Genomic DNA, 18,819 nt, shown 5'->3' with positions numbered 1-18,819 from the left:
CGTGCGGGTGCTCGTGCTGATCCCCGGCCCGCTGCGGCAGACGGCGGGCGACCAGGCGAAGCTGGAGGTCGACCTGCCCGAGCCCGCCACGCTCGGCGCGCTGCTCGACCACCTGGCCGCGCGGTACCCGTTGCTGGACCGCCGGTTGCGCGACGAGCGGGCCGGGCTGCGCCGCCACGTGAACTTCTACGTGGACGGCGAGGAGTGCCGCCGGCTGTCCGGGCCCGACACCTCGTTGGGCCCCGACGCGGAGGTGCGGATCCTGCCGTCGGTGGCGGGCGGCTAGGGCTTCGCGAACCGCCGGTACAGGGGACGCAGGGCGTCCGTCACCGAGCGGCCGTCCACGACGAGCGGCCCGAGCTGGTCGAGCAGCGCGTCCGGGCGGCTCGTGGACGGCTCGACGAGGTCCGGCACGACCTCGGCGACCTTCGGGCGTGCCCAGAAGTCCGCGAAGGAGTCCTCCGGCTCCGGCGCCGCCTCGGTCGGCTCGGGCGGGACGGGCGCGCGCAGGTCGCGCAGCCGGTCCAGCAGGTCCTCGCGCGAGCGCCCGCGCCAGGCCAGGATCTCGAACGGGTCGGTGTCGAACGACTCGGCGAGCAGGTAGCAGGTGGCGGCGAGGTGCTTGCACGGCACTTCCCAGTCCGGGCACGTGCAGTCCATGTGCAGCTCCCGCATCGTGCTCGGGAACAGGGTGAGGCCCAGGTCGGCGAACACGTCCTCGATCTCCGGCGGCATCTCGCCCGCCAGCAGCTTGGCCGCGAAGATCGCCCGGTCGGCCAGCGCGTGCTCGATGCGCCGCCAGTCGTCGTCGGTGAACTTCCGCACCCCGATCCGCGCCCGGTACGGCTCGGGGCGCGTCCCGGTCACCAGCGCCACCACCAGGCTCGACGACAGGGACAGGCTCATCACCTGGCCGGTGCGCGCGTACGCGCGACCGCGGTTGAGCCGGCCGGCCATGCCGAACGACTCCAGGACCTCGAGGAACCGCCGCGACCACCACGTCTGCGCGACGTCGCCCCGCTTGCTGCGCAGCGTGAGGCCGCCCTCGACCCGGATCGGCCGCGACGGCGGGTGGTACCCGTGCCAGTCAGTCACCGACGGCCTCCCCGGACAGGGCGAACAGCTCCCGCAGCTCACCGGTCGACATCTCGGTCAGCCAGTCCTCGCCGGCGCCGACCACCAGCTGCGCCAACCCGCGCTTCTCCTCGATCATGCGGTCGATCCGCTCCTCCAAGGTGCCGACGCAGACGAACTTGCGCACCTGCACGTGGTTGCGCTGGCCGATCCGGAACGCCCGGTCGGTGGCCTGGTCCTCGACGGCCGGGTTCCACCAGCGGTCGAGGTGGATGACGTGGTTGGCGGCGGTCAGGTTCAGCCCCGTGCCGCCCGCCTTGAGCGACAGCACGAAGATCGACGGGCCGTCCTCGGCCTGGAACCGCCGCACCATCTCGTCGCGCTGCCGCTTCGTCGTGCCGCCGTGCAGGTAGAGGACCTCGGTGTCGAACCGCGCGGCCAGGTGGGGCACCACCAGCGAGCCGAAGGCGGTGAACTGGGTGAAGCACAACGCCTTGTCGCCGTCGGCCAGCGCCTCGTCCAGGACCTCCTCCAGCCGGGCGAGCTTGCCGGAGCGGCCGGCGACGCGCGAGCCGTCACCGAGGAGCTGCGCCGGGTGGTTGCAGACCTGCTTGAGGCGCGACATCGTGGCCAGGACCAGGCCCTTGCGCTTGACGCCCTCCGCCTCGGCGATCTTGGCCAGCATGTCGTCCACCACGGCCTGGTAGAGCGTGGCCTGCTCGGGGGTCAGCGTGCACAGCTGCTTGACCTCGATCTTGTCCGGCAGGTCGGTGATGATCCGCGGGTCGGTCTTGAGGCGGCGCAGCACGAACGGGCCGGTGATCCGGCGCAGGCGGACGGCGGCGTCCTCGTCGTGGTGGCGTTCGACGGGCACGGCGAAGCGGGCGCGGAACGTGTTGACCGTGCCCAGGACGCCGGGGTTGACGAAGTCCATGATCGACCACAGCTCGGCCAGCCGGTTCTCCACCGGCGTGCCGGTCAGCGCCACGCGGTGCCGGGCGGGCAGCGCGCGCACCACCTTCGACTGCCGGGTGGAGCTGTTCTTGATGTTCTGCGCCTCGTCCAGCACGACTCGGTCCCAGCTCACGTCGGCGAGCTTCCCCGCGTCGCGCGCGACGACCGCGTAGGTGGTGATGACGATGTCGCAGTCGGTGTCGAGCGCGCGCTCCGCGCCGTGGTAGACGCGCACCTCCAGCCCGGGTGTGAAGCGGGCGGCCTCGCGTTGCCAGTTGCCGACCACGGACATCGGGCAGACCAGCAACGTCGGCAGGCGCTTGCCGTGCGCGCGGTTGTGCGCTTCGAGGGCCAGGAGTTGCACGGTCTTGCCGAGGCCCATGTCGTCGGCCAGGCACGCGCCCAGTCCCAGCCGGTCGAGGAACGCGAGCCAGGCCAGTCCCCGTGCCTGGTAGGGCCGCAGCTCGGCGACCAGCCCCTTCGGTCGCGCGACCGGCTCCAGGTGGTGCTCGACCTCGCCGGAGAGCAGGTCGCCGAGCCAGCCGGTGGCGCTGACCCCGTTCAGCGGGAGGGGCAGGTCGGCGTCCTCGGGGTGCAGGCCGGAGTGCAGCAGGACCTGCGCGGCGGTCATCTGCCCGCCGCCCCGCTCGAGGAAGGCGAGGCCGGCGGCGAGGCGCTTCGGGTCGACGTGCACCCACTGGCCGCGGACCCGGACCAGCGGCACCTTGGCCTCGGCGAGGGACTGGAGCTCGGCCTCGGTCAGCCGCTCGTCGCCGACCGCCAGCTCCCACTTGTAGTCGACCAGGACCTTCAGCCCCAGCTCGCTCTCCTTCGCGACCTGACCCGCCGTGCCGCGGCTGGTGGCCGTGAGCCGGAGCCCGAGCCGGTGGGGTTGGCGCCACCACGAGGGCAGCATCACGCCGAACCCGGCCTCCGCCAGCACCGCCGCGTGCTGGAGGAAGTCGTACGCGCCTTCGACGTCCAGTTCCAGCTCCACCGGCCGGCGGGCGGAGAGCGCCCGGTCCAGCGCCGGGTAGAGCCGCCCGGCCCGGCCGAGGTCGCCGAGCAGCACGTCCTCGGGCCGGCCGACCCACCGCCGCAGGACGGCGTCCTGCTTGTGCCACAACTGTTCCGCGGTCACCACGACACTCGGTTCGTCCACGGCCTGGAGCAGGAACTCGACCCGCCACCCGTCCTTCGCCATGCCGCCCTGGTCGGGTGAGCTGAGCCGGAAGCAGGTCCGAACCGGACTCTGCTGCAACCCGTCGGCCCGCCAAGCCGCCACCTTGGCCCGCAGCGCGCCCACTTCACCGACCACGCGCGGCTCGTCCACCAACGCGTCCAACCACTGCCCGACGACCCCGTCACCACCCGGCCGGGCGCCCCGCAACGCGGCCCTGACCTCACGGTCGACCGCGCGGTCCAGCACTTCCTGGACCAGGTCGCCAGGCCCGTCGGAGGCCCGGAACGACGGCGGCGCACTCGCCCGCAGCGCGGCGAACCGCAACGAGTCCACCCCGGACAACGCGGCCCGCCACCTCGCGAACCCGTCCCCGTCCAACGACGGCAGCACCCGGCCGCGCCGAACCAGCTCCCGCCCGAACCCGAGGACGTCGTTCAGGAACTTCCACGAAGCCCCAGCCCGGCAGTCCGGCGGCAACGCGCCGCCCACCCCCTCCACCCCGTCCACCCACACGACGGGAACCACCCACTCCCGCCACCGCAGAGCGCCCCGCCGCCCGCCGGAGGTCTCCCGGACCAACTCCGGCGACCCCACGGGCCCACCCGCGTGGGAAGGAAGCCGAAGGGCAACCTCCCCGGCCACCCCACCGACCAACCGGACAAGCCCTTCCCCGCCGACCGCGAACGGATGCCCGACCGCCCGCCGGGGCAACCTCCCACCGACCCGCTCCGGCGAGCGCGAATCCTCCGCCCAAACCCCGACCCGCCCACTGCCCACGCCCAACGCATGCAACACCAGCACGGACAGCACTATGCGCCAACCCGGCCGCATCCCCAACTCACCCCACCGACCCGCGCCACCTGCCCGCCCGCGTCGACCCGATCTCGTCAACGTCGGCCATGACCTTCACCGGCGACCGGCCGACGAGGGCCGCGGGACAGCTCCGGGGCACCGGTGGCAGGCCGAGCGAGGTGGGTCGGGCGGCCCGCCCTGCGGTGCGGTGGTCACTGGGGCCGGCGGGACCTCCGGCGGGCCAGGGTGGTGACGCCGACGGCGGCCAGGCCGACCTGCAGGGCCAGTTCGATCCAGTCGATGCCCGGCGTGTCCGAGACGCCCAGGACCGAAGCCGCGAACGTGCCCACCAGGGCTGCCGCGACACCGACCAGGAGCGTCAGCAGCATCGAGATCTTCTGCCTGCCCGGCACGACCAACCGCCCAAGGCCACCGACGAGCACGCCGATGAACAGCGCCGAGATGAGCCCGGTGATCTCCACGAGAGGTCCTTTCCTCGCCCTACGCGTCCACCACGAGCATCACTCGACACCGTCCCCTCCCGAATCGGGTTTGCCCCTGACCCGCCCCTGATCCCGACCCTGAACCCGGAACACCGACGCGCCCTCGGCGGACAGCTCCCGGCCGGGCACGTCCGGGTCGCAGCCCACCCTGGCCAACCGCGACCTGATCGAGCTGGGGGAGCGCTCCAGCCGCTTGGCGATCGAACGGATCAGCTCCGCGGTCGGGGTCTCGGCGGTGGCGGCCAGCCAGTCGGCGCGCAGACCGTCGTCGAGGTCCTGCGTCCACGGTTGGTTGGCGTTGGCGGGCCGGTCGCGGGCCGCGGGCGAGGACGGCGCGCTCAGCCGACCCAAGGCCTCCAGCACCTGCGCCAGCAGCTTGCCGATCTTCGCGCCGGCGGCGGCGGGCAGGCGGAGGGTGCCCTCGGCCACCAGCACGCCCGACGAGTCGACACCGGCCAGGTCGACGGACAGGTCAGGGTCGGCGGTGGCCACCACCTGGTAGGTCGTGGAGCCGATGCGGACCGCGTTCTCGTACGTGGTTGTCGTCATGGTGATGACGCTAGCGGAGGGGTCTGACAATCCTGGTGCGGGCGGAGAGCCGGCGAACCCGGCGGACTAGCGGCAGAGCGGGCAGGTCGGCGCGGTCGGCTCGGCGCCCGTCAGGTACGGCTTGAGGTGCTCGGCGATGGCCCTCGCCAACGACGGCGGCACGGCGTTGCCGATCTGCCTCGCCACCTCGATCTTCGTGCCGCACCACTCGAACGAGTCCGGGAACGACTGCAGCCGCGCCGCCTCCAGGTGCGTGATCGGGCGGTCGACCCGGTGGCCGCCGTCGCCCGGCTCCCACTGCGGGTGCAGGTAGCGGCCCTTCTCCGGCTTGTAGAACTCCGTGCGGATGGTCACCGACGGCTCGTCCCACCGCAGCCGGCCCATCACGTCCGTGGTGCCGGTCTTCTTCTCCCGCCAGCACCGCGGCAACAGCTCCGTCGGCAGGTCGAACCGACCGCCGCCCGGCGGGATGTGCCGGTACCGCTCCAGCGACAACGGCGTGGGGTTGCGGCCGATGTGCAGGTCCGGGCTCTTGAACGGCCCCGGCAGCTCCCGGCCGAAGAACTCCACCACCGACTTCGGCAACGCGGTCGTCACCGGCCGTTCCGGCAGCCCGCGCAGCACGTCGCCCACCGTGTGCCAACGCCCCCGGGGGTGCGTCGCGACCGGCAGCGGGATGCGCCCGATCCGCGAGCCGATCACGATCGTGCGCCGACGCCGTTGCGGCACGCCGAAATCCGACGCCAGCAGGATGCCGAAGCTCAGCTCGTAACCCTCGGTCTCGGCCTGGAGCAGCGCGAACTCCGTCGACGCCAGGAACCGGTCCACGTTCTCGATCACGAACACCGACGGCCGCGCCTTGCGCACGAACCGCAGGTACTCGCGCCACAACGAGTTGCGCGGGTCGTTGACGTCCTTCGAGCCGAGGTTCGAGAACCCCTGGCACGGCGGGCCGCCCACGATCACGTCGACCTCGGGGATCGCGCTGTCCGGCACGGCCGCGATGTCCGACCAGCGGATGTGGTCCTCGCCGAAGTTCGCCGCGTACGTCGCCGCCGCCTGCAGGTCCCACTCGACCGCCATGACCGGCCGGTAGCCGCCCGCCGCGGCGAACCCGGAGGTCATGCCGCCACAGCCGGCGAACAGGTCGATCATGGACAGCACGAACTCAGGCTAGCCGACCGCGCCGCCCCAGCACCGTGGCCCGCACCCGACTCGCCGCGACGGACGGGTCCTCGTGCTCCCACACCCGCACCGCGAGCCAGCCCGCGTCCGCCAGCACCTGGTCGGTGTTCGCGTCCCGCGCCCGGTTCGTCTCGATCTTGGTCCGCCAGAACTCGCCGTTGCGCTTGGGCCACGTGCCGTGCTCCGGGCAGCCGTGCCAGAAGCACCCGTCCACGAACACCGCCACCTTCGCGGGCCCGAACACCACGTCCGCCTCACGCCGCACCGCGCGCACGGGCCGCTGGTGCACCCGGTACCGCAGCCCCAGCCGGTGCAGCTCGCGCCGCAACGCCACCTCGATGCCCGTGTCCCGGGAACGCTGCTTGCTCATCCGGGCGCGGACGTCGTCCGTCGTCTCCAGGTTCGGCACCCCGCCATGATGGCTCATGCGCGCGCCTCGCCGACGTGCGCCACGGCAAGATCGCCAAGCACCGCCTCGGAGGACTCGCTCATGCCGGGTGCAACACCCCCAGCAGCCTCCGCGCCGCCCGGTCCAGGTGCGCCCGCGACGGCAGCAGCGCCGCGCCCACCTGCGTGAACTCGGTGACCCCGAGGTCGGTGAAGAAGAACGGCGGCATCGCGTGCACCAGCAGGTCCTCCGACCGCTGCCCGCCGCCGCGCGGGTTGAGGATCAACCGCCCCACCCACGCGTCCACCTTGAACACGGTGTCCGCCAGCGGGTGCACCCGCACGTCCAGCCCGTGCCCGCGCAGCACCGCGAGCACGTGCACGTCACGCAGGAACCCCAGGAAGTCCGACACCACGCGGTTGCGCAGCGCGGCCCGCCCCTGCGGCCCCACCTCGGCGCTCACCTCGCGAGCGGGCGTCCACAGCATGTCCCGCGCCCGCTCGTCGGCCGCGCAGAACTCCCGGAACTCCGGCCAGCCGGGTAATCGGCCGAGCGTCTCGACCACGTGGTGCGCCACGTGCGTGAAGGCGTGGTCGGGCCGCCAGTCCCGGATCTCCGGCACGTCCGTCGGCCCGGGCCGCGGCGCGCTCCGGCACGCGGCTTCCACCTCGTCCGGGGTGATCCGGTGCACGGCGACGGACTCGTGCGCCATCACCTGCGCCACGACGTGCTTGCGCCCGCTGAACCAGTGGTTGAAGTGGAACCGGGTCTCCTGCGTGACGTTGAACAGCCTGCGCACTTCCAGGGCGGTGGTCATGACGCGGAGAGTACGGACGAGCACCGACAGTTCCGGCGAACCCGCAGGTCAGGTGATCGACAGGTGCGCCCGGTCGGCCGCCGTGCGGCCCGCGTCCCACCCCGCCGCGCTGCGCACCGGCGTCGACTTGGCGACGGTCCGGGTGAACATCGCGCCGAAGTACTCCTCCACCGCCTTCTTGCGCTCGGCCAGCACGGGCAGCAGCCGGTCGTCGTCGGGCACCTCGTTCGCCGCCCGCAGCCGCTCACCCACCCGGTGCGCGTAGGACAGCAGGAACGACTTGCGGAACGCCGCCGACCGCGCCTCGTCGCCCTTGCGCGCCTTGTCACCCGCCGCGACCATCGCCCGCGTCGCCTGGACCAGCAACGACGCCGACAGCAGCTCCACGATCTCCAGGTCGAGCTCCTCGCCGACCAGCGCCACGAACCCCAGGTCGTAGACCACGGCACGGCAGCGGTTCGCCGTCGCGACCACGTGCACGACCTGCGCCTTGCCGTCGAAGTACCGCTTGTCCAGCCACAACCGGCGGGACGTGGTCGTCGGCGCGTCGAGGGGCATCCGCTCCAACGCGTGCCGCGTCACCAGCTCCTGCGCCTTGGCCGACAGCGCCTCCGCCTCGTCCGGGAACGCGGTCGACTCCGCCTTGGCCAGCAGCCCGCGCACCCGGTTCAGGATCTTCGGGTCCACGTGGTGGTGGTCGATCGCGGCCAGCGGCGTGCCCGGCTTCGGCACGATCACCGGCAGGCCCGGCAACGTCACCAGCACCGCCAGCACCGCCACCGCGGCGGCCACGGCGTCGTCACGCGTCTCGATGTGCCTGGACGCCCACTGGTCGACGTGCGGCTGGGCGGTGTCCCACCACACCGTCGCCTCGATCTCCTCCAGCTGCTCCCGCCAGCGCGGGTGCAACGCCGGGTAGCGGGACGCCTCGACGGCCAGCGAGTCGACCAGGAACGACAGCGCGCGCTCGTCCTCGTTGCGCCGGACGACCTCGTACACGTCGTAGGGCAGCCAGCCGTGCTCCCAGAGGTGCTCGAAGGCACGCCTCAGCACCGCCTGGACCGCTTCGTCCACTTCGGCCGGTGGGAGGGAGGAGGTGCGGGGCAGCTTGGCCCGGCGGTTCGCCGCGGCCCGCCACAACACCTCGCGCAGGGAGTCCACGACTGCCGATTGTCCCCTTTCGGGTGCGGTGTCGCCGCACCCGGTGCGCGTTGCGGCCTCGCGGACGCCCGACGTGCCAGCCTCGCGCGGTGAGCCGGAAGACGCAGGTGCCGAGGCGGCGGCCGATCGTGGTGGTGAACCGTCCGCAGGGGACGCCGCTGACCACGGCGCAACGACAGGTCGTCCACCGCTGCCGCGCCCTGCCGCAACTCCTCGACCCGCTGGAGGCGGAGCTGACGGTCAGCAGCGCGGTCGCCGACCTCCGGCCCGACGAGGAGTTCTGGGCAGGCCTGATCGAGCACGCCGTGTCGCTGCCCAGCCGGCGCAACCACGCCCTGCTGCGCGTCCTGGCCGCCGTGCTCACCGGCCGGCCGCGCGAGTGGGCGGCGAGCGCCGTCACCCCCGCCGGACCCGCCCTGACCGTCGGCGGGGCCTGGATCTGCGACCGTTCCATCGACGCCGGCTACCTGGCCCTGATCTGCACGTACAGGTTCGCCTGGGCCGAGCACGCGATGGTTTTCCTGATCGACGAGCTCTCGGGCGGCGAAGTGCGCACCGCCTTCGTCACGAGGGACGTCGCCACCGCCCGCACCCGCCTGGCCGACCAAGGCCCCCTGACCCCGATAGGAGCCGAGGCCGCCCACTGGCTGCTGGCCAAGTCCTACCACCGCCTGGACCGCAACGCGGACGCGGTCCTCGACCCGGACGTCCAGCGGACCCGGCTGCTCGCCGCCCGGCGGATCTCGATCGCCTTCGGTTGAACGAAATCATTACCGTAATTTGCGGATTGGTGATTATGGTCACGGTACCGTTGGTCCAAATGGACAGTCGATTCCCTTAATGAGGGGAATGTGTTCCGTACATGCATACCGTACGGTCGTGTTGTTGGTCGATCTGACACGCCACGGGGGTAGCGGATGTCGCGATCAGGTAAGGACCAGGATAGACCGGTCTACGGGGGCAGCACCTTGTCCGGGTCCGTCTCCGGCGGAGCGGTGCAGGCAGGAGTGGTGCACGGAGGGATAGCGTTCCACAGTGCACCGTCCACTCCGCCGCCGGTGCCGCGTCAATTATTGGGCGCTCCAGCGCATTTCACCGATCGCGCCGCGGAATTGGCCGAGCTGGACGAGGAACTGGTGGAGAACCGGCGCGAGGGCACTCGCATGTTCGCGGTGCTGAGCGGCCCGGGTGGTGTCGGCAAAACGGCTCTCGCACTGCATTGGGCGCACACCGCGCGCGACCGGTTCACCGATGGCCAGCTCTACGTCGACCTGGCCGGGTTCAGCGGGTCCGACCCGGTGCCGCCGGAGGACGCACTCGGATTGTTCCTGCGCGGCCTCGGCGTGCCGTCCCGGGAGGTGCCGGTGGAGATCGCCGAGCAGTCGGCCCTCTACCGATCCCTGACCGCGGACAAGAAACTGCTGGTCCTGCTCGACAACGCGTACTCGGCCGCGCAGGTGCGTCCGCTCGCGCCGAACTCCCCGTCCAGCGCGGTCCTGGTGACGAGCCGCAACCGGCTGACCGGCCTGGTGGCCGAGGGCGCCCGGCTGGTCGACGTCGGTCCGCTCGGCAACGTGTCGGCCGTGCGGCTGCTCACGAAGGTGGTGGGGAAACGTCGGGTGGACGACGATCCCGAGCGGGCCGAGGCGTTGGTCGACATGTGCGGAGGTCTGCCGATCGCGGTCCGCGTAGCCGCGGCGAGGCTCGCCAGCCGGCCCAAGTGGTCGGTGCGGAAGGTCGTCACCGAGTTGAGCGATGAGCGCAGCCGCCTGTCGATGCTGTCGGCGCCCGAGTTGTCCGTGCAGACGACCTTCGACCTGTCCTATCGCGCGCTTCGGCCGACGGCGGCGGCGCTCTACCGAAGGCTCGCACTGCACCCGGGCCAGGAGTTCGGCGCCCCGGTCGTGGCGTCGGTGCTGGAGAAGGATGCTTCGCGCGCGTCGTTGGAGGAACTGGTGGACGGCAACCTGGTCGAGTCGGTCGGTGAGAGCCGGTACCGCTTCCACGACCTGCTGCGGCTGCACGCCCGGAACAAGGCCCACACCGAGGACGAGGTGGACGAGCGCGCCCACGCCGTGCGGCGGATGGTCGAGTGGTACCTGGGCGGCGCGATGGCGGCCGATCTCGTCGTCACACCCCACCGGCGCAGACAGGTCTACCGCTTCGCGGCACCGCTCGAGGACGTGCCGGAGTTCACCGACCGGGAGTCGGCGCTGGCGTGGTTGGAGGAGGAGCGGCAGAACCTGATCGCCTGCGGCCGGGCCGCGGCGGAACAGGGTTGGTGGGCGCTGGCCTGGCAGCTGTCCGATGCGCTCTGGCCCCTCCTGCTGCACCACAAGCACTACCGGGACCGTCTGGAGGTCGACCGGAGAGGTGTCGACGCGGCGCGCCGGTGGGGGAACAAGGACGCCGAAGCCGACATGCTCAAGCGGCTCGGCATGGTGTGCACCACATTGGGCAGGTTCACGGAGGCCGAGGAACACCTCCGGGCCTCGGTCGCCGTCGCCGAGGAGGTCGGCGACCGGCGAGGCTCCGCCGACGCGGAAGAGGCGTTGGCGCTCCTGCACGTGGCGGGTGGGCGGCTCCGCGAAGCGGTCGGACTGTTCGAGCGGCTGGTCCGGATCAACCGGGAACTCGGGGCCCGGCGGAACCTCGGCCTCACCCTGATCAACCTCGGCAAGGCGTTGACCGGCCTGGGGCGGACCGACGAGGCACTGCGGGCGCTGGTCGAGGCGACGGAGCAGTTCCGCGACCTGGAGCCACCGGACCCGTACAACCAGGCACGAGTCGTGGTGGCCCAGGCCGCGGTGCACCTGCGTGTCGACGACCTGCCACTCGCCGACCGAACGGCCCGCAGCGCGCTGGAAGCGCTGAGCGCGCTCGGTTCCAAACAGGGGATGGCGGAATCGCACCACCTGCTGGCCGAGTCCGCCGAGCGGCAGGGGAACACCGAGGAGGCCGCAGAGCACTGGCAGCGGGCTCTGCGGCTCTACACCGACATCGGCTCCTCAAAGGCCGACGGCATCGCTCAACGGCTGCACGTGGACGACGGCCCGCAGCCACCCGCACACGGCGGCTGATCGACGCGCCCGGTGATCCGCGCACCAGACGGGCAGCCCGCGCGCCCGCAACGCGCGCAGGTCGAGTCGTGCGACGTGCCAGGCGTAGAGCGAGTGGACCGCCGAAAGCACGACAGCCTCGACGTCGAGGCAGTCCGCGCCGGTGGCCACGGGCGCCAACTCGACCACCAGGCCGGCCTCGGTCCGCACCACGATCCGATTCGTCGACACCGCGACGGCCAACGCCGCGAACGGGTTGTCCCGCAGCATCGCCGCGGTCGGGTCACGACCCTCCACCACGGGCACTTCTCGCACGACGACATCGGCCAAGCGGTCCGGGCCACTCGTCCAACGCACCACGGGCTCGGTCACCGCGACTCCTCCGGGGGTGTGGGAACCGGCGGCACGGCGCGGTGCCGTCCCGGTTCGGGGATGTCGAGCAGCCGGTACATGACCCGGCGCAACTGCGCCGACGAGCGACCGGGTTGCGACGTCAACCGCTCGCGCACGGCCGCGCCGAGCTCCGCCGCACGTGCCGCCGCCTGTTCGAACTGCGGTAGCACCGCGGTTCCAGCTTGGAGCCGAGGGGCCGACCGCCGCAACAGCTCCTGCGCCGAACCGCCGGACGTGGCGACCCGCACCGGTGCGTCGACCAGGACCACGGGTCGGTCGATGGCCGCCGCGTACACGCCGACCGACCCGTGGTCGGCCACCACGTGGTCCGCGGCGATCAGCGCGGCTCGCCAGTCCACTTCCGGCCCGACCACCACCAACCCGGCTTCCCGGCAGTCCGCGAGCCACGCGTCGACCTGACGCCGACCGTGACCGAACCACGCCCCGGGGTGCACCAGCGCCACCACCCGGAACCCCTGCGGCGTCAGTTCTTCGAGCAGGCGCGGCAGCAGGTCCTCGAACCTGGCGAACAGCGAGTCCAACCCCCACGTGGAGCTGACCACCACGGTCGGTTGACCCGGTCCGACGCCCAGCGCCGCCCGGTACGCGTCGCGCTGCGGCAGGCTCGTCACCAGCCGGTCGTAGCAGGGGTCGCCGGCGACGACGGCCACGTCGAGTGCCTGTGGGCACTGCCGGCGCAGCACCTCCCGCTCGTCCTCGTGCGCGAGCACCAGCGCGCTCGCCAGCACGCGGCCGTTGTGCAGGAGCCGTTGCGCATCCAACCCGTAGACCACCGGCTCGTCACCGGTGGCGAAGGACTTCCCGTATCCCGCGCCGTGCGGCATCACCACCAGTGGCGCGTGCAGTTCGTGCAGCCCCCCGTACGACGCCGCGAGGGCCAGGTCGAACCGCTCCCGGATCGCCAGTTCCCACGGCCACACGACCCCCCTGGTCGACCGCAGGAACTCGGCGACCCCGTTGCTGAAGACATCAGGCGCCTGGGTGAAGACGACTTGCAACCTGGTGTCGTTCTCGATCAGCTCCACGGCTTCCAGCAGACGTTGCCCGCTGGTGACCGTGTGCACCACGGCGAGCACCGATAGGCACCCGGCGCGGCTGACCCACTGCGACGCGTCGAGCCCGATCGGCACTCGCGGCCACTCTGGACGTGTCATGCACTCCCCCTCGCGCTCCATCCCTGGGAGAAGAGTGACGGCACGGTTTGCCGAGGACTTGCAGTCCGCTTGCATCTGCCGATTGCCGACCAGTATGTCCTCAATCCGGACGAATAGTCCGCGAAGGGCTACGGCAACGGGGCCGAGTGAAGCACACTGGCCCAACCGGGAACGTTGACCAGCGAAAGGTGGCGCTGGTGGAGTTCAAGATCATCGGCAAAACACGATTACATGTCGACGGGAATGATCAGGATCTCGGGGCGGCGAAGCAGCGGGGTGTTCTCACGCTGCTTTTGTATCACTTTCCGAGTCCTGTCCAGGTGGACACCCTTACTCGGGTGCTGTGGCCGGGCGTTGGCCTTGACCAGGTTAAACGAACGCTGCAACCGATCATCAGCCGACTGCGGTCCATTCTGTCGAAAGTCCAGTCGGGTGTCCTGATTCGGAAGGAGGGCAACGCGTACCGACTCGTGCTGGAACCGCCGGAGGTCATCGACTACTATCGTTTCCGCAAATTGGCGGAGCGTGGCCGCGAGGCGGCTGTGGCAGGTGATCACCGGCGCGCCAAAACGCTCCTGCAAGAGGCGCTGTCGCTGTGGCAGGACCGTCCGCTCCAAGAGTTGGAAGGGACGTGGGCGGACCGCTGCCGTGACCAAATGGAGACATTCGACAGGTTGCCCGCCTTTCACGCTTTGCTGGACAGCCGGCAACAGCTGGGCGAGCACCTGGAGGTCGTGGCGGAGGCCGGCAGGCTCATGGCCGCGCTCGACCCGGACGAAGCGTTCGCCGCGCTGTACATCCGGTCCCTCGACGCGCTGGGACGCCACTCCGCCGCACTCGACTTCTACGCGGGCTTCTGCAGACGCCTGTTCGAGCACGTGGGCGCCGAACCGGGCCCACAGCTCCGCGATCTCTACAAGCGCATCCTGCGCAAGCAGGCCGGCACCGCGACCGCGCCCGTCGAACCGCCGCGCCAGTTGCCGAGGAAGTCGAAGAACTTCACGGGCCGCGTCGACCTCCTCGACCGACTCGACGCGCTGTTGAACGCCGACGACGGCCAAGGGCAGGTCGTCGCGCTGCACGGCATGCCCGGCGTCGGCAAGAGCGAGTTGGCACTGCACTGGGCCCACCGCCACGCGGACCGCTTCCCGGACGGAACCCTGTACCTCGACCTCCGCGGGTTCGGACCCGGCACTCCGATGGAGCCCGAAGAAGCCCTGTCGATGCTGTTGCGGTCCCTGGGCACGGAGCAGGTGCCGCAGAACGGCGACGAGCGTCGAGCGGCGCTGCGGCGCAGCCTCGGCACCCGGAGGGTCCTGCTCGTGCTGGACGACGTGCAGGACAGCGGGCAGGTGCGACCTGTGCTCTCGGCGGCCGCGAACTCCTTCACGATCATCACCAGCCGGACTCGCCTGGTCGGGTTGAAAGTGCGCGATCACGTCGACTTGATCCGCGTGCCGACGCTGTCCGTCGATGAATCGGTCGCGTTCCTGCGCAACGAGATCGGCGACGCCCGACCACACGACGAGCCGGATGCCCTGCGGAGCCTGGCGAGCAGGGCGGACGGCCACCCGCTGGCGTTGAGCATCATCGCCCAGCACGTCGCCCAGCGGCCGGAGGCGCCCATCACCGAACTCGTGGACGAGTTCGTCAGCCAGGAGGGCTTGGGCGTTCTCGGTTCCGTGCACGACAGCGACGACGAGAGCGTCACGTTGCCCGTCGCGTTCTCGTGGTCGTTCCGCTACCTGTCACCGGACACCGCCCGGGTGTTCCGGCTCCTGGGCCTGCACCCCACGGCGGAGTTCAGCACCGATGCGACGTCCGTGCTGCTGGGTCAGCCCGCGGACGTGGTGACGAGGCACCTCAGCGCGCTCGCGCGCAGCAACCTCCTCGAGTACGGGTCGCCGCGCCGGTTCAGGCTCCACGACATGCTGCACGGGTACGCCGTCGACCTGGTGCGCCACCACGAGCCGGCAGCGGTCCGCAGAGACGCGATGGCACGCCTGCTCGACTGGTACCTGGCGTCGAGCACCGCCGCCGCGCGACTGCTCGACCCCCAGTCGTCACCGGTGCCACCGCTGCCCGGCATGACCATGCGGCCGTTCCCCCTGGCGGACGAGTCCGAAGCACTGGCGTGGTTGACCCGGGAGCGCGCCAATCTGGTGGGCGCGGTGCACCAGGCGGTCCGCCATGACTTCAACGCGCATGCTTGGCGCCTCTCCGCGAACCTCCACGAGGCATATGACCGGATGGGGCACTTCGAAGAGGCGCTCATCAGTCACCGGTCCGCGCTCAAAGCCGCCAAAGCGCTCGGCGACCTCGAAGCGGTGAGTGGTACTCACAGCAACCTCGGCATGGTGCTGTACCGGTTGCAGCGATTCGCCGAGGCCCGCGACCACTTCGAAGCCGGCATGGAAACGGCCCAGGCCGCCGGCGCCACCGAACTCCACCTGATCTGCGCGCACAACTTGGCTGCCATCCACTTGGCGCTGGGCGAGACGTCGACGGCGATCGCGCTCTACGGCGAGATCCTGGCTTCGGTCCGCGAACTCGGTTATCGCGACGGCGAGGCTTACGCCCTGGATCAGCTGGCCAATGCGTATCGGAAAGTCGACCGCGACGACCTGGCACTGGAGCACTACTACCAGGCGCTCGCCATCCGCCGCGAGATCGGACACGTCCGCGGTGAAGCCACGACGCTCACGGAGCTGGGAATGCTCCACCACGAGCGGGGAGAGCAGGATCAGGCATTGCACCGCTTGCAAGAGGCACTCGACGTCCACTCCCACAGCGGTGACCGCACGCGCAAGGGCGAGGCGTTGGTGACGATCGCCGAGGTCGAGTTCGAACTCGACCTGTTCGACGAGGCGATCGAGCACGCCGAGCAGGCAGCGGCGCTGTGCGAGGAACTCGGCGCGCACGACGATCACGGTCGGGCGTTGCGAGTGTGGGGACAGGCGCTCGCCGCTCTCGGCGGGTTGGACGAGGCGGAGGTCAGGTGGCGGCGCGCGGCGGACGTCCTGCGCGAAGTGGCGGAGGTAGAAGCGGCTGAGATCCTTGACCACCTGGATAACCTGAAAAGGATTCGGGCCATTCCGGAGCCCCGAGAGGGCGGTGTGGTCCTGGAGGGCGACACGGTCGAAGACGGTCACGGACAGTAATTGTGAGTAGGATTCGGTTACCCTTGCTGGTGAATGCTTTCCAGTCCGGCAAGTTGCTCACCGTGACGGTGATACTCTGAGTCAACCGTGTCGCCGGTCGGGTGAGGCCCCGGTGGTCCCTGTGCAGGCGCAATAGTGTTGAATCTCGTCCGTGCAACAACTTCTTCGGATCGCCTCGATCGTCGGTGCGGCATGGGCCGCTGGTCTGCTGCTCGGTGCTGCCAATGCATCCGCTACCGTCTCGAACTCCTGTGCCGAGCCGGAGGTCGAGACAGTCTGCGGATCGGTTCTCGGCACCGATGACTTCACGACTGATTGGGCCGGACGGATCAACGCGATGGACGCCGTTTAGTCCAGTCTGAAGAGGTGTTCGATAAGGCTTGCCTGCCGGACGGACTAGTGGGCACCGGAGTGCCCGGCGGACTGAGATGACAAAGCGGGCGGGGAGCTGTTCCCCGCCCGCTTCGTCGTGCGCGTCGCGTGATGGCCATAAGCAGCGAGAGGTCCACTCGAATGGCTGTTTGCTGGTAGGCCGCTCGATGGGCATGGGTAGGTGCTGTAGGTGATTACAGCCGGTCGGAACGCTCGGGCTCCCTTTGGTTTCCCTGGCCGGCCATCGATCACCGTGGCATCTTCGCGCCCGACTGGTGTGCGAACCAGAGCTCGAACTCGCGGAGCACTGTTGACTCCGACCGAACAGCAGGGCGTCGGCCGCGGCCAGGAACACGCGGCAACCGCGTTCGATGGTTCTTCATCCAGGGCCTGGTAACAGCGTGTAGCGGGCGTTCTGCCGTGTCCGCACCCGGTCGACGTTGTCGAAGCTGGCCACCGCCGGCCGCATCGGCGGGGCGTCAGCTCTACGAATTGGTCGGCGCGATGGCGTCGAACAAGGCTTTGTTGCCGTCGTCCGCGAGCCCCACCTCCGTGGGCGTGAGGGGGTACTGCTCAGCCTTATGCCCACGGCCTCGCGGGTACTCCAACTCCCGATGCGCGAGTTCCAGCTTCGTCCACAGCGGCTCGCCGAGGCTCTAGGTGACGTAGAAGGCTGCTCCGGCTGTGCGGTTCAGGAATGCACAGGCCGGCACAGGAGAGCTACTCGCCGATCTTCTTGGCCGACAGCAGGATCTCGGTCGTGCAGTCCACGGCTTGGCCGGCGGCGACGCTCTGCGCGGTGGTGGTCCAGTTGCGGTCGAGGGCCAGAACGCGGCCCTGGCCGGTGGAGTCTTGCTCGCGGAGGTTGTACAGGCCGGACGCCTGCATGGTGTCCTGGGCGGTCTGGTGGACCATGCCAACGACGTCTGGAACGGTGCACGTCGTGGGTGCGGCCGGTGCGGGCGCGGGCGGTGCGGCGGCCGTTGTGGTGGTGACCGGCGCAACGGTGGTCTCGGCGATCGTGGTGGTCTTGGCGGCGTTCTGAGTCGGAGTCACGTCGGGCGCGCTGCTGGTGGTCGGAGAGCAGGCGGCGAGCAGTGCGGCGGCGGCGAACGTGACGGCTAAACGAATTTTCACGAGTTTCCCTTCGGCGTGCTTCGCCTGCTCATGTCGTCCGTTGGGCGTAGCGCGTTACGCCGCGGCCCCTCGGTCGTGATGCCGCTCGGCGTACCGATGCCGGTCCGGCGCCATCGGTGCCCATCGATGTCGAGGAACGAGATCGTGGCATCGACGTGGCCGGTCTTCGAGGCCTCCTCTGTCGCAGCCTCGAACTCCGAACCGCCGACCTCCACGTCGCCGCCTGGGCCGACGAGCGACTCGGACGCATCGCGTATCCCACAGCGCGGTCCGCCGTTCGGCTTCCTCTGCTTCCTCTGCTTCCTGTCGTCGTCGACGCTCGACCCTGCTGTCCCTGAGGATCAGGTGGAGCGCCACGACCACCGCGGCGATACTGGTGTGCGGAGGCTCTGGTCGCATTGCGCGGTTTACGCCGTGGTGAGGCGTGCGGTGAACGGACGCTGACCTCGACGCGGGGACGCCGGTCGTCCCGAGGGCCGAGCTGTACGCGGCCGACGTCACTTCCCGGTTCGGGGACCTGACAGCTGAGGCAGGCTCGCCGCCGATCCCGTTGCACGATCTCCGTCACGGCGCGGCGACGCTGGCGCTCACCGCCGGAGTGGACCTGAAGGTGGTTCAGGAGATGCTGGGCCACTCGTCATCGGTCTTGACCCGCGACACATACACGAGCGTGGTCCCGAATTGGCACGAGAAGCTGTAGAAGGCTGCCGCGCTGATCCCCGAAAGCGGACGACGGGAACGGAGGGTCCTCCTACGGGCTCCCTTGAGCCGAAAGCGAATCAGGCGGCTTCCCATTTCGGGAAACCGCCTGATCCGTGGTGGTGCGCCGCCAGGGACTCGAACCCCGAACCCGCTGATTAAGAGTCAGCTGCTCTGCCAGTTGAGCTAGCGGCGCTCGGACCTTCTTGCTCTGTCC

Annotated in this window: 17 protein-coding genes and 1 tRNA gene; 6 read left to right on the top strand and 12 right to left on the bottom strand. The window is 70.5% G+C overall.

Annotation, left to right across the window (positions count from 1 at the left end):
• Position 1 precedes the first annotated feature (1 nt).
• Positions 2 to 286, top strand: a complete 285-nt coding sequence (locus EDD40_RS16870) for a MoaD/ThiS family protein (RefSeq protein WP_123743771.1) — start codon at positions 2 to 4, stop codon at positions 284 to 286.
• Here EDD40_RS16870 and EDD40_RS16865 read toward each other — a convergent pair.
• The 8 genes from EDD40_RS16865 to EDD40_RS16830 all read right to left on the bottom strand — a co-directional run bounded on the left by EDD40_RS16865 (position 283) and on the right by EDD40_RS16830 (position 8,606).
• Positions 283 to 1,095, bottom strand: a complete 813-nt coding sequence (locus EDD40_RS16865; protein ID WP_123743770.1) for an SWIM zinc finger family protein — start codon at positions 1,093 to 1,095, stop codon at positions 283 to 285. The two genes, EDD40_RS16870 and EDD40_RS16865, sit on opposite strands and share 4 nt — an antisense overlap.
• Positions 1,088 to 3,805, bottom strand: coding sequence for a DEAD/DEAH box helicase (locus EDD40_RS16860; protein ID WP_342777771.1), 2,718 nt, complete (start codon positions 3,803 to 3,805; stop codon positions 1,088 to 1,090). Before EDD40_RS16860 ends, EDD40_RS16865 begins: the two co-directional genes overlap by 8 nt.
• A gap of 410 nt (positions 3,806 to 4,215) precedes the next feature.
• Entirely contained in the window at positions 4,216 to 4,485 is a 270-nt protein-coding gene (locus EDD40_RS16855) for a GlsB/YeaQ/YmgE family stress response membrane protein (protein WP_123743768.1), read from the bottom strand.
• Between the two features lie 39 nt (positions 4,486 to 4,524).
• Entirely contained in the window at positions 4,525 to 5,055 is a 531-nt protein-coding gene (locus EDD40_RS16850; RefSeq protein ID WP_123743767.1) for a hypothetical protein, read from the bottom strand.
• Between the two features lie 66 nt (positions 5,056 to 5,121).
• On the bottom strand, positions 5,122 to 6,210 hold the full coding sequence (locus EDD40_RS16845; RefSeq protein WP_123748072.1) for a DNA cytosine methyltransferase: 1,089 nt from the start codon (positions 6,208 to 6,210) through the stop codon (positions 5,122 to 5,124).
• A 13-nt stretch (positions 6,211 to 6,223) separates the two neighbouring features.
• Positions 6,224 to 6,667, bottom strand: coding sequence for a very short patch repair endonuclease (locus EDD40_RS16840; protein ID WP_123743766.1), 444 nt, complete (start codon positions 6,665 to 6,667; stop codon positions 6,224 to 6,226).
• 61 nt (positions 6,668 to 6,728) lie between these two features.
• Positions 6,729 to 7,445, bottom strand: coding sequence for a hypothetical protein (locus tag EDD40_RS16835; RefSeq protein ID WP_123743765.1), 717 nt, complete (start codon positions 7,443 to 7,445; stop codon positions 6,729 to 6,731).
• A gap of 48 nt (positions 7,446 to 7,493) precedes the next feature.
• Positions 7,494 to 8,606 carry a DUF2786 domain-containing protein gene (locus tag EDD40_RS16830; RefSeq protein WP_123743764.1) on the bottom strand — a complete coding sequence of 371 codons (1,113 nt, stop codon included), beginning with the start codon at positions 8,604 to 8,606 and terminating at the stop codon, positions 7,494 to 7,496.
• 89 nt (positions 8,607 to 8,695) lie between these two features.
• On the opposite strand from EDD40_RS16830, the gene EDD40_RS16825 reads away from it, so the two are divergent.
• Together EDD40_RS16825 and EDD40_RS16820 are read left to right on the top strand one after the other, a co-directional pair.
• A complete protein-coding gene (locus tag EDD40_RS16825; RefSeq protein ID WP_246037697.1) occupies positions 8,696 to 9,367 on the top strand; it encodes a hypothetical protein in 672 nt (223 codons plus the stop codon).
• Between the two features lie 234 nt (positions 9,368 to 9,601).
• Positions 9,602 to 11,686, top strand: coding sequence for an ATP-binding protein (locus EDD40_RS16820; protein WP_170185112.1), 2,085 nt, complete (start codon positions 9,602 to 9,604; stop codon positions 11,684 to 11,686).
• Here EDD40_RS16820 and EDD40_RS16815 read toward each other — a convergent pair.
• On the bottom strand, positions 11,615 to 12,037 hold the full coding sequence (locus EDD40_RS16815; RefSeq protein WP_123743761.1) for a hypothetical protein: 423 nt from the start codon (positions 12,035 to 12,037) through the stop codon (positions 11,615 to 11,617). The two genes, EDD40_RS16820 and EDD40_RS16815, sit on opposite strands and share 72 nt — an antisense overlap.
• Positions 12,034 to 13,233 carry a hypothetical protein gene (locus EDD40_RS16810; RefSeq protein WP_148088825.1) on the bottom strand — a complete coding sequence of 400 codons (1,200 nt, stop codon included), beginning with the start codon at positions 13,231 to 13,233 and terminating at the stop codon, positions 12,034 to 12,036. Before EDD40_RS16810 ends, EDD40_RS16815 begins: the two co-directional genes overlap by 4 nt.
• Positions 13,234 to 13,430: 197 nt before the next feature.
• Here EDD40_RS16810 and EDD40_RS16805 point away from each other — a divergent pair, with 197 nt between their 5' ends.
• Both EDD40_RS16805 and EDD40_RS41035 read left to right on the top strand, forming a co-directional pair.
• Entirely contained in the window at positions 13,431 to 16,394 is a 2,964-nt protein-coding gene (locus EDD40_RS16805; protein ID WP_170185111.1) for an AfsR/SARP family transcriptional regulator, read from the top strand.
• Between the two features lie 151 nt (positions 16,395 to 16,545).
• The gene (locus EDD40_RS41035; protein WP_148088824.1) at positions 16,546 to 16,746 is read left to right on the top strand and encodes a hypothetical protein; all 201 of its coding nucleotides are present in this window, start codon (positions 16,546 to 16,548) and stop codon (positions 16,744 to 16,746) included.
• A 740-nt stretch (positions 16,747 to 17,486) separates the two neighbouring features.
• On the opposite strand, the gene EDD40_RS16800 is transcribed toward EDD40_RS41035, so the two are convergent.
• The gene (locus EDD40_RS16800) at positions 17,487 to 17,681 is read right to left on the bottom strand and encodes a hypothetical protein (protein ID WP_123743758.1); all 195 of its coding nucleotides are present in this window, start codon (positions 17,679 to 17,681) and stop codon (positions 17,487 to 17,489) included.
• A 703-nt stretch (positions 17,682 to 18,384) separates the two neighbouring features.
• On the opposite strand from EDD40_RS16800, the gene EDD40_RS16790 reads away from it, so the two are divergent.
• A complete protein-coding gene (locus tag EDD40_RS16790) occupies positions 18,385 to 18,603 on the top strand; it encodes a tyrosine-type recombinase/integrase (protein ID WP_211348562.1) in 219 nt (72 codons plus the stop codon).
• A gap of 119 nt (positions 18,604 to 18,722) precedes the next feature.
• Here the strand turns inward: EDD40_RS16790 and EDD40_RS16785 are convergent.
• Positions 18,723 to 18,798 (bottom strand) — tRNA-Lys (locus EDD40_RS16785).
• Positions 18,799 to 18,819 lie beyond the last annotated feature (21 nt).

Source organism: Saccharothrix texasensis (genome assembly GCF_003752005.1).
Lineage (GTDB): Bacteria > Actinomycetota > Actinomycetes > Mycobacteriales > Pseudonocardiaceae > Actinosynnema > Actinosynnema texasense.
The sequence above is the reverse complement of the archived record's forward strand: the minus strand, read 5'-3'. Positions and strand labels throughout refer to the sequence as shown.

Excerpts from the sequence above, each read along its gene's own strand:
- EDD40_RS16850 (WP_123743767.1), bottom strand. The coding sequence starts at position 5,055 with ATGACGACAACCACGTACGAGAACGCGGTCCGCATCGGCTCCACGACC.
- EDD40_RS16845 (WP_123748072.1), bottom strand. The coding sequence starts at position 6,210 with ATGATCGACCTGTTCGCCGGCTGTGGCGGCATGACCTCCGGGTTCGCC.
- EDD40_RS16840 (WP_123743766.1), bottom strand. The coding sequence starts at position 6,667 with ATGAGCCATCATGGCGGGGTGCCGAACCTGGAGACGACGGACGACGTC.
- EDD40_RS16835 (WP_123743765.1), bottom strand. The coding sequence starts at position 7,445 with ATGACCACCGCCCTGGAAGTGCGCAGGCTGTTCAACGTCACGCAGGAG.
- EDD40_RS16810 (WP_148088825.1), bottom strand. The coding sequence starts at position 13,233 with ATGACACGTCCAGAGTGGCCGCGAGTGCCGATCGGGCTCGACGCGTCG.
- EDD40_RS16800 (WP_123743758.1), bottom strand. The coding sequence starts at position 17,681 with ATGGTCCACCAGACCGCCCAGGACACCATGCAGGCGTCCGGCCTGTAC.